The organism is Arthrobacter sp. D5-1 (genome assembly GCF_017357425.1).
Taxonomy (GTDB): domain Bacteria; phylum Actinomycetota; class Actinomycetes; order Actinomycetales; family Micrococcaceae; genus Arthrobacter.
Window position 1 is genome coordinate 951,582 of sequence record NZ_CP014571.1, and the last position, 12,269, is coordinate 963,850.

Genomic DNA, 12,269 nt, shown 5'->3' on the forward strand with positions numbered 1-12,269 from the left:
GGACCCACCTCAAAAGGCAGGTGGCACACCCTTCAATCCACGCCAACTTCCGTCCGCCGCTCCGCACCGATAGATTCGTAAGCATCATGACGATTTCGCAGGAACACGAACGGAAACAAGGGCACGAAGCCCACGCCTACTGGGTCACTGAGACGGGCGATGGTGAGCTGCGGCAGGAAGCCCTGCCGGCAAGGCAGGAAGGTGAAGCCCTCGTCAGGACCTTGTACTCAGGCGTCAGCCGGGGCACGGAGCGCCTGGTCCACGAAGGCCGCGTCCCGGAGCGCGTGGCTGACCTCATGCAGGCCCCGCACCAGGAGGGCGACTTCCCGGGCCCTGTGAAGTACGGCTACCTGAGTGTGGGGACGGTCGAGCAAGGGCCGGAAGAGTGGGTAGGAAGAACTGTCTTCAGCCTGCATCCCCATCAGGACTTTTACGTGATCCCCACCAGTCAGCTCACGGCAATCCCCGAGGACGTCCCGGCCAAACGCGCCGTTCTAACCGGCATCGTCGAAGTCGCCATCAACGCCCTCTGGGAAGCCGGGCCGCGGCTGGGTGACCGAGTCGTCGTCGTCGGGGGTGGCCTGGTGGGTGGGGTCTTGGCCACACTCCTGCGGAAATATCCATTGGGTCGCCTGCAGTTGGTGGATGCGGACCCGGAGAAGCAAAAACTCGCGCAAACACTCGGCATCGATTTCGCCCTCCCCGAGAACGCACAAGCCGATAACGACATCGTCTTCCACTGCTCCGCGTCCAACGAGGGCCTTAAGCTGAGCCTGCAATTGGCCGGCGACGACTCGGACGTCATCGAGCTCTCCTGGTTCGCGGACAAGGAAGTCACACTCCCGCTCGGCGAGGACTTCCACGCCCGCAGGCTGAACATCCGTTCCAGCCAAGTCGGCGCCGTTGCCCTTCCACGAAGGCACCGGCGAACCAACGCCCAGCGCCTGCAGGAAGCGGTAAACCAGCTCAAAGACCCGCTGTTCGACACGTTCCTGAGCAGCGAATGCCAGTTCCAGAACCTGCCCACCACACTCGTTAAATTGTTCGAACGGCCCGGCGGTTTCTGCCACGTGGTCGCCTATCCCACCCCGGAGGATTAGTACATGTTCAGCCTGACCGTCCGACGCCACTTCATGATCGCCCACAGCCTTCCCCGCGAAGCGTTCGGCCCGGCCCAGGGCCTCCATGGTGCAACGTTTGTGGCCGAGGTCAGTTTCCGCCGTCCGGATCTCAACGACGACGCGATCGTCCTGGACATTGGCGCCGCGGGCGGCATCCTGGAGGAAATCCTGGAAGACTTGAACTACAAGAACCTGGATGAGCACCCGGCGTTCAAGGGAAAGCTCTCCACCACTGAGGCTCTCGCCAAGCACATTGCCGACGCTATGGCCACCCGGATCCAGGACACCGCCGACGGACCGGCGCTCAGTGGCATCGACGTCGTCCTCCGCGAAAACCCTGACGCCTGGGCCGGCTACTCGCTGGAGCTTCCGGTCAAGTAAGTGCACATCCGCTTCATGGTCCCGGGGAACGTCCGGCACGGCTCCGGCGGGAACAAGTACAACGCCAAGCTCGCCGAGCATCTGACCGCCTTGGGCGCGGACGTCGAGACTGTAATCGTCGACGGCGATTGGCCGGTTGGGAGCCCGGCGGACCGGCAGCGGTTCGGTGACATGCTCGACGGCGGCGCAACGGTGATTGCCGATGGGCTGGTAGCGAGTGGGTCGCCGGACGAGATCGCAGGCGCCGTGGGTAAAGGAACCAGTGTGTGGATCCTGTCCCATATGGCGTTGGCGGATCACCATGACCTTGAGGCCAAGGCGCTGGCTGCCGCGACGGGGATCATCTGCCCGAGTGCCCACGCCGCTGATGAGCTTGAGACGAAGCACGGGACGCAGGATATAGTCATCGCCACGCCCGGGGCCGACAAAGCAGACCCCGCCAAGGGGTCGCAGCCACGGCACATCGTAGCCGTGGCCGCACTGCTGCCCAACAAGAGCCAAACACTCTTGGTAGAGGCCCTCAGCCAGATAACGGATCTGCCGTGGACGGTCGCCCTCATAGGCTCGGAGGACGCAGACCCGATGTACGCAGCTGAGGTGAGGGCCGCCGTCGAGCATTACGGGCTCCACAACCGCATCAGCGTTACCGGCGAGCTGACCGGCAACGCCTTCGATGAGGAGTGGCACAAAGCTGACCTCAGCGTCCTTCTTTCCCGATCAGAATCCTTCGGCATGGTGGTCACGGAATCGTTGGCCCATGGCGTCCCGGTGATTGTCCGGCAGGGGACCGGGGCAGTCGAAGCGCTCGGTGGCACAGGAGCGGGCGCAGCGCTGGACCTCAGCGACCCCAACAACCTGACAATGACACTCCGCGTCTGGCTCACCAACCCCACCCTGCAGCAGCGCTGGCGCAACAACGCCCTCCAAGCCCGCCAGCATCTACAAGGCTGGGACACCACGGCAGCCACTGTCCTCAGCGCGCTGGGGACTAAACCACAAAGTTTGCTGTAGCACTAGTCGAGCAGGCGGAGGGATCGAACGGGGGATCCCACTTCAGGTCGGCCGTCGACTTTGCCAGTGGTGTGGAGGAACCCGTGAGGTACACCGTCACTTCCAAGGTCTTGGTCCCGCCGACGATCCAGAGCGGGTTGTCGGCCACAGCGGCGTAGCGCTTGGTGTTGCTGCCCGGTGTGTAGACGCACGATTCCTGCCCCGGACAGTTGACGGTGTACTCCAAGGTTTCCCACGGCGCGCCAAGCCGGGAAAATCGATACTCACGTCAGTGCGCCGAAGCATCGAATCGCATGCCTGTTGTCCGCATGCCGTCATAGTTCCTGCGACCACCACAGCAGCAAGACAAAAAGCTCCCCACGACTTTTCGAGCATGTGTCAGTCTAAGATCACCTGTCGGCCGCGCGGGCAAAACGGCCAGCTCAGCCCGATCCGTACGGGCGGGTAATCGCCTCAAGGAAGTGCCCGTCCGGATCGGAAAAGTAGATGCCGCGGCCGCCGTCGTTGTGGTTGATCTGTTGTGCACGAGCACGGGAAGGGTCGGCCCAATAAGGAATGTGTTCGGCAGTGATCCGGAGGAAGATTTGGTCAAACTCCTCTTCGCTGACCAGGAAGGCGTAGTGCTGGGGCGCTATCTCCCCGGACGCCTCCAGGAAGTCCAACGTGACGCCATTGTCCAACAACACCGTGACGAAGGACCACATGGGTTGCGGCTTCGGAAGGCCGAAGATGCGCGCCAGAAAGTCGGCTGAGGCGTGCTTATCCGTTGCGTAGACGATGGTGTGGTTGAAAGAGACTGGCATTTCTACTCCTGCAAAGAAGAGGATCAGGCCGGGTAGTTACTCCCGCCGGGCACGCGATGAGAGGCGAAGAACTCCTTCAGCAGGGCCGCGCATTCTTCCTCCCGCACACCGGCGTAGACCTCCACCCAATGATTGAGACGACGCTCGCGGAGAATATCGAACACGGATCCCACCGCTCCCGCCTTCTCGTCCCACGCGCCAAACACGACGCGCGGAATCCGGGCCAGGACAATAGCCCCGGCGCACATGGCACATGGCTCCAACGTGACCACCAGCGTGCAGTCCTCAAGCCGCCAACCGTCACCGTCCGAGCTCGCCTCCGCCGCGCGCTGGCGCAGCGAAGCAGCCGCTTGGCGGATCGCAACCACCTCCGCGTGGGCCGTCGGGTCCCCGTGCGCTTCCCGTTCGTTGCGTCCGGAACCCAGCACGCCGCCGTCGGGCCCCAACACCACGGCGCCGATCGGTACGTCGTCCGTTTTCAGCGCCAACCGGGCCTCGTCCAGGGCAAGACCCATCCAGGCCATATGGTCTGCGTGATACGGCTCGGTGGCGCTCATGTCTCAATGATAGTTTTGGGGGATGCGCACACTCGTCGTGGACCACCCGCTGGTCGCTCACAAGCTCACCGTTCTGCGGGATAAGAACACCCCTTCACCGGTCTTCCGGCAGCTCACTGAAGAACTCGTCACCCTCCTGGCCTATGAGGCCACCCGCGAGGTCAAGACGCAGCCAGTCGAGATCGAGACCCCTGTCACCAAGACCATCGGCACGGCTTTCACCAAGCCCACGCCGCTGGTGGTTCCCATCCTGCGTGCAGGCCTTGGCATGCTCGAGGGCATGACCAAACTGGTCCCCACCGCTGAGGTTGGCTTCCTGGGCATGGCCCGCGACGAAGAAACCCTGGACATCATCACCTACGCCGAGCGCCTCCCCGAGGACCTCACCGGCCGCCAGATCTTTGTCCTGGACCCCATGCTTGCTACCGGCGGCACCCTGCGCGAAGCCATCAAGTTCCTCTTCAAGCGCGGCGCCTCTGACGTCACGTGCATCTGCCTCCTGGCTGCCCCTGAAGGCCTGGCGAAGCTGGAAGAGGAACTCGCGGACGCCAATGTGAAGGTTGTCCTCGCATCGATTGACGAGAAGCTCAACGAGAAGTCGTACATCGTGCCCGGTTTGGGTGACGCCGGCGACCGCCTCTACGGCGTGGCCGGCTAAAGGTAGACCCCTACCGGTTTCCGCCGTGCCCCGTTAGCCTGTGGCGCATGGACTGGAAACTTGAACTGGTATTTGTCCCTGTCTCCGACGTCGATCGCGCGAAGGACTTCTACGTCAACAAGGTTGGTTTCAACGCCGATTTCGATGAGCGTCCCATGGACGGCATCCGCTTCGTGCAACTGACACCTCCGGGTTCGGCGTGTTCCATCGCCATCGGTGAAGGTCTCACCGACGCCCCTCCGGGTTCTGCGCCCAACCTGCAAGTGGTGGTGGCGGACATCAACAAGGCCCACGAACACCTCAAGGCCAACGGCGTGGAGGTCAGCGACGTCGACGTCCAGGACTGGGGTCACTTCGTTTACTTCGCTGACCCTGACGGCAACCAGTGGGCGGTGCAATACCTTCCGCAGCGGCCGAACGGTTAAGTCACACTTCAGCACCACCCCATGAGCGTGCGGCAGGATGGAACCATGAGCCATCCTGCCGCACCCGTGCTGACCGTCCGCGCCGTCCTCTTCGACATGGACGGCACACTCGTCGATTCCACGGCCATCGTGGAGCAGGTGTGGTCTGAGTTCGCTGGCCGCTACGGCTTGGACATCGAGGAGATTCTCCGGACCTCCCACGGTGTCCGTTCCGGCGATACGGTGCGCCGTTATGCTCCGGCGGGTGCCGACGTCGTGGCTCTGACTGCTGAGTTGGACGCCATGGAGCGCACGCGGACAGACGGCGTGATTGCACTGCCGGGCGCCGAAGCGCTGTTGAGTGCCTTGCCGGATGAAGCGATCGCCCTGGTCACGTCAGCCGACCATATCCTCGCGGGCATCCGCATGAAGGCTGCCGGGCTTTCCATGCCAACCACCACCGTTACCTCGGAGGCCGTAACCCTCGGCAAGCCGCACCCGGAGGGCTACCTCAAGGCGGCCACCCTGCTGGGAGTCGACCCGGCCGACGTCGTGGTCTTCGAAGATGCGCCAGCCGGTATCGCTGCGGCGCGCGCAGCCGGGATGCGGACCGTGGTAGTAGGCGACGCCGGTCATCTTGAAGATGGCATGTGGCGCATCCCGGACTACTCGGACGTGACGGTCATTTCGGTAAAGGACGACGACGGCGGGCACCTCCTCACGCTGACCCTTTAGTACCGCCGGGTTAGGACTGTTCCAAGCGATAAACCGGGCGTAGGCTGTGGGCATGTCTGCGATGCCGGAGGCGTACGGTGCTGCACTGGAGCGGGCCATGGTCCATGCCGGTGACTGGCTTGCGTCGGTCCCAACACGTCCTGTCCGCCCGTCCTCCGATGCCGATCAGGTAGCCAACAGCATGACGTCGCGGCTGCCGGACGAGGCCACCGATGCTGCGGAGGTAGTTGATGAGCTCGCCGCTCTGGCTGAGCCCGGCTTGATGGCGATCCAGTCCGGACGGTTCTTTGGGTGGGTCATGGGCGGAACCCTTCCCGCTGCCATGGCTGCGGATTGGCTCGTTTCGGCGTGGGACCAGAACACGGGGCTTCGGTTCGCTACGCCGGCGGCTGCTGCCATCGAGGAATCTGCCGCCGCGTGGTTGCTGGACCTTCTCCACCTTCCTTCGAGTGCCGACGTCGGATTCACCACCGGCGCCACCACCGCCAACTTCGTGGGGTTGGCAGCGGGCCGCCAATATCTGATGGACGAGGCGGGTTGGGACCTTGAGGCGCTGGGGCTGACAGGCGCCCCACGCATCACCACCTTTGCGGGCAGGGAGCGGCACGCCGCAGTGGACCTGGCTTTGCGGTATCTCGGATTGGGTGCCTGCGTGCCCGTAGATGCCGACGAGGAAGGACGGATTCTCCCCGACGCACTTGCCGAGGCCATGGACCAGCAACCAGGACTGTCACTGGTCTGTCTGCAAGCGGGCAACCTGCATTCCGGCGCCTTTGATCCCATGGAGGAAGCCATTGCGGTGGCCCACGATCGCGGCGCATGGGTGCACGTGGATGGTGCTTTTGGTTTATGGGCCGCCGTTAGCCCGACGCTGCGGGCCCGGCTGGCGGGAGTAGAGGAAGCAGATTCCTGGGCCACGGATGCCCACAAGACGCTGAATGTTCCTTACGACTGCGGCTTGGCCATCGTTGCGAGGCCGGAAGCCTTGAGGCGTGCTTTCAGTGTTCACACAAGTTACCTCATTGCTACGGATGCCGGCCCGGGAGATCCTTTCGAGAAAGTGCCTGAGATGTCCCGCCGTGCCCGGGGCATCCCTGTGTGGGCGGCGCTGAGGCAACTGGGCCGTAACGGGGTGATCTCCATGGTGGAGCGGCTCGCTGCAAACGCCCGCGCGTTGGCTGAGGGGCTCGCCGCGATTCCGGGAGTCGAGGTGCTCAACGACGTCGTCTTCACGCAGGTATCGGTGAGCTTCGGCAGTGATGACCGCACACACCGTGTCACGCAACGGCTGATGGCCGAGGGCGCGGTGTGGATGTCCGGGTCCTCCTGGCGTGGCCGTGAAATCCTCAGGATTTCGGTGAGTAACTGGACCACGGATGCAGGGGATGTTGCTGCGTCCATCGCGGCGGTGCGCAGCGCGTTGGAAGCCGAACCGGAGTCTGTGTAACGCGAAAACCGCGCCGGTTCCCGCCATCCGCTCCAGTCTGTACTGGTGCGGGCGGCGGCAACCGGCGCGGTAATCAAGCAGTCTGGCTTAGTACCAGTTGTTGGCCAAGTGGAAGCCCAGGGCGGCCGACGGGGATCCGTAGCGTTCCTTGATGTAGTTCAAGCCCCACTTGATTTGGGTCTGGTAGTTGGTCTGCCAATCAGCGCCCGCGGTTGCCATCTTGCTAGCCGGCAGCGACTGGACAATGCCGTAAGCACCGCTGGAAGCGTTGGTGGCGGTCGTCCTCCAGTTGGATTCCTTCTCCCACAGGGTGTTCAGCGCAGTCATTTCGCTGGCGCTCCAGCCGTAGTTGCCAAGGATGCTGGCAGCGTAGGCTTTGGCAGCGGCGGGATCGTCCACGGCCTTGGGGGCGGCAGCAGCAGCTGCAGCTTCGGCAGCGGCGGCGGCAGCAGCGGCGTCGGCGGCCTGCTTGGCTGCAGCATCAGCGGCGGCCTTTTCAGCGGCGGCCTGGTCGGCAGCGGCCTTCTCGGCGGCGGCCTTTTCAGCGGCGGCCTGGTCCGCCGCGGCCTTCTCGGCTGCGGCTTTGTCCACGGCTGCCCTGTCAGCGGCGCCCTTTGCAGCGGCTGCATCCAAGGAAGCGGAGATTTCAGCTGTCTTGTTGTTGCTGACCTGGGCATTCGCCTGGGTCTCTGCAACGCGGCTTACCTCGGGAAGGGTCAGGGCGGCGTTGGCAGCAGTACCGAGCGATGCAACGCCCAGCGCAGCAGCTACAACACCGGCAACAACCGACATGCGGTGGCCGGACTTGCCCTGGCGGGCAGCGTTCTTGAGGACAGCCTGCGACTTGGTCAACGGTGCGTTGTGCTCATCGCGGTGACGCGCGGAAGGGCGCGTCTGATCATTAAATTCAGACATGTGTGATTACCTCTCAGCGCCTGCGGAGTTAGCTGTCGGGTTCGGATGAGGTCATCCGGCCGCGCATCACGCTGCGGCTTCACCCCAAGGGTCCGGCATAAATGCCTGGTCCCGGAGACTCTGGGTCCCCCGTCTCTGCCTCGGAGTAAGTACGGACTCCGGGAAGTGGCAGAGCTCGGCGCATCCCGGATGTGGGCCAGTTGGGGCGACCCACCCTTTCGACGGTACAGGAGGAATTCGTAGAAGTCACATTTAGGTAACAGAGATCACGACGACGGTGAGTCGCCTTGCTGGGTTCGTAACTTCTGTTCGGTGGCGACCGCGGGGAATCGAAGGGTGAATTCCGTGCGCCCTGGACGGGACGCCACGTGCACGCTGCCGCCGTGAGCTTCCACGATGGATTCAACGATCGACAGACCCAGCCCCGACGTGCCCTCGGACCCCGATCTCGCAGCGTCGGCGCGGGCAAAACGGGAGAAGATCCGGCCCTGGAAATCCTCTGGAATGCCGGGCCCGTTGTCCGTTACGGTCACCACTGGGCTGCCGTCGGCGGAGAGCATCACGCTCGTGACCACCGTGGTGCCGGCATCGGTGTGTTTACGGGCGTTGGAGAGAAGATTGGCCAGGACCTGGTGCAGTTGCGTAACGTCGCCGCGGACCGTGACGGGTTCATCCGGGAGTTGGAGTTGCCAAATCTGGTCCGGTGCCATGATTTTCTCGTCGCTGACAGTTTCAATCACCAACTGGGTGAGGTCCACGTCCGTGATCTTGAGCGCCTGGCCTTCGTCCAGCCTGGCAAGCAGCAGCAGATCCTCCACCAGGGTGGTCATCCGTTCGGACTGGCTCCGGACGCGTGCCAGCGACTTTCGGCCGTCATCGGTGAAGTTCTCGGTCATGCTCAACAGTTCGGTGTAACCGCGGATGGCCGTAAGCGGCGTTCGAAGTTCGTGCGACGCGTCCGCGACGAACTGGCGCACCTTGGTTTCGCTTTCCTGGCGGGCTTCCAAAGCACTGGAGACGTTGTTCAGCATCTGGTTGAGGGCATGGCCAACGCTGCCGACTTCGGTTCCGGGATGGGCGGCCGACGGCGGGACCCGCACCGCAAGTGCCACCTCACCGGCGTCGAGAGGGAGGCGGGAAACTTTGGTGGCTACCTCGGAGAGCTGCTCCAATGGACGCATGGTCCGCCGGATGATTACCGTTCCCGCGAGGCCGATCACAGCCAGTCCGCCGAGCGACACCAGAACCATGGTCCACACCAGCGAGGCCTCGGCGCTTTGCTTGTCCGCGAGAGGCAGTCCCGTCACGATCACGTCGCCGGCAGTTTCGACGGCCACGAGCCGGTAATCCCCATAGGAGAGCGATCGGTCCACAGGCCGGTTGTCCCGGGGCAACGACAGCAGAATCTGTTTGTCGTCCGCCGTGAGTTCGGCCCGCTTGCCGGAGGCCTCAATAACGCCTGGATTGATCACGGTTGTTCCATCGATCCGTGCGTTCAGCGTTCCAGCGGCCTGGCCGCGCGCTTCCAGCGGGTCCGGCCTTCCGGAGGGGGAGGACGGAAAGTTCGACGGCGGCCTGCCGAAGCTGGTCGCGCGGCTTGACGCCTGCTCCAACTGCCGGTCGAGCTGCTTGTTGAACACCATGTCCATGGAGGCGTAGCTGACCACTCCCACGGCAGCGCAAATGGCGACCAGCAAGGCCATGGCGACCAGGACCAGTCGGGTACGCAGGTGCCACGCGGAGGGGCTGAGCCAACTGCGGTGTGACTTTTTGGCCACTCCTGAAGGGGTGCTCAACGCCTAGTCCGCAGGCTTGATGACATAGCCGGCGCCGCGGATGGTGTGGATCATTGGAGGGTGGTTTGCTTCGATCTTCTTGCGCAGGTAGGAAATGTAGAGCTCCACGATGTTGGCTTGTCCACCGAAGTCGTAGTCCCACACACGGTCCAGGATCTGTGCTTTGCTGACCACTCGTTTAGGGTTCTCCATGAGGTAGCGCAAAAGCTCAAACTGGGTGGCGGTAAGCGGAATGTCCTCGCCGGCCCGGGTGACTTCACGGGTGTCCACGTTCAGGGTAAGGTCACCCACCACCAGTTCGGCAGTGTCCATGGCGGCCACGCCGGAACGCTGGACCAGGCGGTGCAGTCGCAGGAGGACTTCCTCCATGCTGAAGGGTTTGGTGACATAGTCGTCGCCGCCGGCAGCCAGCCCGACGATGCGGTCCTGCACGGCGTCCTTGGCTGTGAGGAAAAGCGCGGGAACTTCCGGGGCAAACGCACGGATGCGGTTGAGGACTTCCACACCGTCGAATCCGGGAAGCATGACGTCCAGTACGAGGACATCGGGCCGGAATTCTTTGGAAAGCTTCACGGCCCCAGGGCCGTCGCCGGCAACAGCAACTGACCACCCGGCCATTCGAAGCCCCATGCTCATGAGCTCAGCGAGGCTGGGCTCGTCATCCACCACCAGGGCACGGATAGGGGAGCCGTCCGGGTGGGAGAGTTGGGGAAGGTTGTTGGTCATGGAGTGCGAGGAGGCCATGGGACAACTCTCCGATCTGCTGGTTAGCCCGCGCTTTGCCGGTCCTGTGAGAACGCTGTGAAGTCAACACTAGCGACGTGGAAGTGCGGTGACACGTGTCCGGCCCCGGCCGACGCTCTCTCACGTCCCGTTGGTTTCCGGCCGACGCTCTCTCACGTCGCGTTGGTTTCCGGCCGACGCTCTCTCACGTCCGAGAGTGAGGCGATTTGCGGGGACACGGGGTCGAAAATGCGGGGATTTTCGTTTCCGCGATTGGACAACAGTTGTTTCAGATCGTGAGATTCCGCGGAGGCAGGGTTCGCGTGGAGGCAGATGCGCCAAATGCCCCCTGAAGCGAAGGAAATTCGGCAGGGCACCAAAAAAGGCGGTCGCGGCAGAATTGAGAGACGTTCATTTTAGGTCAGAACTGAATTGTGATTTGCGACACAATAGACCTTTGCGTCTCAAAATGTGGACGGTTCGGCGCTTTGTTACTTGCGTGTTGCCATTGTTACGTTGCACACTTCCAATGTGAACAAGAACTCAACAGCACCTGCAGCCGCAGCAACCTGGTCCAGCACACCCGCTGGCCATGATGACCGCTGTTGTCGAATGCAAGCCTAACTTTCCACCCCAAGAAGTTTCAGGCATTCGCCCCCTAGCCCAGCGTTGGGCGCCCCTCCCCAAACTCATTGCGGGGACAACCAGCATTCGAAGCCGCGATGACGGCTATTCACTTTTGAGGTAAGCACTCCATGTCAGTTGCATCTGGATACGTCCACATCTCCGTCCGTAACGCCAACAAGGCCGCGTCGAACGCGGGGCTCCGCCCCGGCTTTGGCAACCGCCCCGGCTACGCCCCCGCCCAGCAGGGCGCAGGCCAGCAGGCTCCCGGTTACGTTCCGCAGGGTTACAACCCCAACTCCTATGGCCAGTTGCGCGCCGTACCTACCGCCGAGCCGGCACCCATGACTGCGCCCACTCCGGTGATTGCCCAGTCCGACAGGCTCCGCCCCGTTGCCAACGACAATGTGGCCCGCGGCTTTGTGCTCTACATGGGCATTGACGAGGAAACAGCAGCGGCAGCCGGCACCTCCATTGCCAAGCTGGCCCAGGAAATCCGGGCCTATGCGCAGTCACTCGTGACCGGCGCTGAGAGCTACGCTGCCGTCGCAGTCGCTCCAGCCGGGGCACCCGGGTCCGCACTCGACGTCGTGCGTTCCACGTTCGGGGACCCCACCGTCGCCGCACGCCAGCGCACCGAAGCTGCCCGTCCGACGCCCCAGCAGGAATCGCGCCCCTCCGGCGTGCTGATCGACCTCGCCCGCCGCGAAGTGCACCTCGACGGCGAGTCACTGAACCTGACATTCAAGGAATTCGAGCTCCTCAACTACCTCGTCGAGAACGGCACTCGCACCGTGGGTCGCGACGAACTCCTTGAGGGTCTGTGGCGCAACGCCGAAGAGGTGCCCAACGAGCGCACCATCGACGTCCACATCCGCCGCCTCCGCTCCAAGCTCGGCCGCCTCGCCAACACCGTCCGCACGGTCCGCGGCCAGGGCTACCGCTTCTACGAGCACCCCGAAGTTATTGTCTGGGCCGCTCCGGAATACTCGATCTAAGTAGCACCGCAGCCGAAAGGCGGCAACATCCCTCTGCGCCGGCGCTCGTTCCTCCCCACGGCCGCCCTCACCTCGCAAGCCCACGGACCGGCGTGC

The 12,269-nt window shown here is 63.4% G+C and carries 14 protein-coding genes and 1 riboswitch; of the genes, 8 read left to right on the forward strand and 6 right to left on the reverse strand.

Annotated elements, in window-relative coordinates; genetic code table 11:
- Positions 1-86: 86 nt before the first annotated feature.
- Genes AYX22_RS04460 through AYX22_RS04470 form a run of 3 tightly spaced genes read left to right on the forward strand, consistent with a single transcriptional unit; the run spans position 87 to position 2,513 of the window.
- Entirely contained in the window at positions 87-1,100 is a 1,014-nt protein-coding gene (locus tag AYX22_RS04460; RefSeq protein ID WP_207596285.1) for a zinc-binding alcohol dehydrogenase, read from the forward strand.
- Between the two features lie 3 nt (positions 1,101-1,103).
- The gene (locus AYX22_RS04465) at positions 1,104-1,502 is read left to right on the forward strand and encodes a 6-carboxytetrahydropterin synthase (protein WP_026547653.1); all 399 of its coding nucleotides are present in this window, start codon (positions 1,104-1,106) and stop codon (positions 1,500-1,502) included.
- Positions 1,503-2,513, forward strand: a complete 1,011-nt coding sequence (locus AYX22_RS04470; protein WP_242703526.1) for a glycosyltransferase family 4 protein — start codon at positions 1,503-1,505, stop codon at positions 2,511-2,513.
- Here the strand turns inward: AYX22_RS04470 and AYX22_RS04475 are convergent.
- The 3 genes from AYX22_RS04475 to AYX22_RS04485 form a co-directional block, all read right to left on the reverse strand.
- Positions 2,491-2,739, reverse strand: a complete 249-nt coding sequence (locus AYX22_RS04475; RefSeq protein ID WP_207596286.1) for a hypothetical protein — start codon at positions 2,737-2,739, stop codon at positions 2,491-2,493. The genes AYX22_RS04470 and AYX22_RS04475 overlap by 23 nt on opposite strands.
- A 196-nt stretch (positions 2,740-2,935) precedes the next feature.
- Positions 2,936-3,316: a VOC family protein gene (locus AYX22_RS04480; RefSeq protein WP_207596287.1), complete on the reverse strand. Its 381-nt coding sequence runs from the start codon at positions 3,314-3,316 to the stop codon at positions 2,936-2,938.
- Between the two features lie 23 nt (positions 3,317-3,339).
- Entirely contained in the window at positions 3,340-3,873 is a 534-nt protein-coding gene (locus AYX22_RS04485; RefSeq protein WP_207596288.1) for a nucleoside deaminase, read from the reverse strand.
- Positions 3,874-3,895: 22 nt separating this feature from the next.
- On the opposite strand from AYX22_RS04485, the gene upp reads away from it, so the two are divergent.
- Genes upp through AYX22_RS04505 form a run of 4 tightly spaced genes read left to right on the forward strand, consistent with a single transcriptional unit; the run spans position 3,896 to position 7,117 of the window.
- Positions 3,896-4,531 (forward strand): uracil phosphoribosyltransferase, encoded by a 636-nt coding sequence (gene upp / locus AYX22_RS04490; RefSeq protein WP_090825061.1) that lies wholly within the window; start codon positions 3,896-3,898, stop codon positions 4,529-4,531.
- A gap of 47 nt (positions 4,532-4,578) precedes the next feature.
- Positions 4,579-4,956 carry a glyoxalase superfamily protein gene (locus AYX22_RS04495; protein WP_089593728.1) on the forward strand — a complete coding sequence of 126 codons (378 nt, stop codon included), beginning with the start codon at positions 4,579-4,581 and terminating at the stop codon, positions 4,954-4,956.
- A gap of 45 nt (positions 4,957-5,001) precedes the next feature.
- Complete coding sequence (locus tag AYX22_RS04500) at positions 5,002-5,670, forward strand: HAD-IA family hydrolase (protein WP_207596289.1); 669 nt, start codon at positions 5,002-5,004, stop codon at positions 5,668-5,670.
- Between the two features lie 52 nt (positions 5,671-5,722).
- Entirely contained in the window at positions 5,723-7,117 is a 1,395-nt protein-coding gene (locus AYX22_RS04505) for an aminotransferase class V-fold PLP-dependent enzyme (RefSeq protein WP_207596290.1), read from the forward strand.
- A gap of 87 nt (positions 7,118-7,204) precedes the next feature.
- On the opposite strand, the gene AYX22_RS04510 is transcribed toward AYX22_RS04505, so the two are convergent.
- From AYX22_RS04510 to AYX22_RS04520, 3 genes are all read right to left on the reverse strand, one after another.
- Positions 7,205-8,032, reverse strand: coding sequence for a hypothetical protein (locus AYX22_RS04510; protein ID WP_207596291.1), 828 nt, complete (start codon positions 8,030-8,032; stop codon positions 7,205-7,207).
- Positions 8,033-8,035: 3 nt separating this feature from the next.
- A riboswitch (cyclic di-AMP (ydaO/yuaA leader) is annotated at positions 8,036-8,223 on the reverse strand.
- Between the two features lie 75 nt (positions 8,224-8,298).
- Positions 8,299-9,828, reverse strand: coding sequence for a HAMP domain-containing sensor histidine kinase (locus AYX22_RS04515; RefSeq protein ID WP_207596292.1), 1,530 nt, complete (start codon positions 9,826-9,828; stop codon positions 8,299-8,301).
- A 3-nt stretch (positions 9,829-9,831) separates the two neighbouring features.
- Positions 9,832-10,572, reverse strand: a complete 741-nt coding sequence (locus tag AYX22_RS04520; RefSeq protein WP_207596293.1) for a response regulator transcription factor — start codon at positions 10,570-10,572, stop codon at positions 9,832-9,834.
- Between the two features lie 734 nt (positions 10,573-11,306).
- Between AYX22_RS04520 and AYX22_RS04525 the strand changes: the two genes are divergently transcribed.
- Complete coding sequence (locus AYX22_RS04525) at positions 11,307-12,173, forward strand: winged helix-turn-helix domain-containing protein (RefSeq protein WP_207596294.1); 867 nt, start codon at positions 11,307-11,309, stop codon at positions 12,171-12,173.
- The last annotated feature ends 96 nt before the right edge of the window (positions 12,174-12,269 follow it).

Excerpts from the sequence above, each read along its gene's own strand:
- AYX22_RS04460 (WP_207596285.1), top strand. The coding sequence starts at position 87 with ATGACGATTTCGCAGGAACACGAACGGAAACAAGGGCACGAAGCCCAC.
- AYX22_RS04465 (WP_026547653.1), top strand. The coding sequence starts at position 1,104 with ATGTTCAGCCTGACCGTCCGACGCCACTTCATGATCGCCCACAGCCTT.
- AYX22_RS04480 (WP_207596287.1), bottom strand. The coding sequence starts at position 3,316 with ATGCCAGTCTCTTTCAACCACACCATCGTCTACGCAACGGATAAGCAC.
- AYX22_RS04485 (WP_207596288.1), bottom strand. The coding sequence starts at position 3,873 with ATGAGCGCCACCGAGCCGTATCACGCAGACCATATGGCCTGGATGGGT.
- upp (WP_090825061.1), top strand. The coding sequence starts at position 3,896 with ATGCGCACACTCGTCGTGGACCACCCGCTGGTCGCTCACAAGCTCACC.
- AYX22_RS04495 (WP_089593728.1), top strand. The coding sequence starts at position 4,579 with ATGGACTGGAAACTTGAACTGGTATTTGTCCCTGTCTCCGACGTCGAT.
- AYX22_RS04500 (WP_207596289.1), top strand. The coding sequence starts at position 5,002 with ATGAGCCATCCTGCCGCACCCGTGCTGACCGTCCGCGCCGTCCTCTTC.
- AYX22_RS04505 (WP_207596290.1), top strand. The coding sequence starts at position 5,723 with ATGTCTGCGATGCCGGAGGCGTACGGTGCTGCACTGGAGCGGGCCATG.
- AYX22_RS04510 (WP_207596291.1), bottom strand. The coding sequence starts at position 8,032 with ATGTCTGAATTTAATGATCAGACGCGCCCTTCCGCGCGTCACCGCGAT.
- AYX22_RS04520 (WP_207596293.1), bottom strand. The coding sequence starts at position 10,572 with ATGGCCTCCTCGCACTCCATGACCAACAACCTTCCCCAACTCTCCCAC.
- AYX22_RS04525 (WP_207596294.1), top strand. The coding sequence starts at position 11,307 with ATGTCAGTTGCATCTGGATACGTCCACATCTCCGTCCGTAACGCCAAC.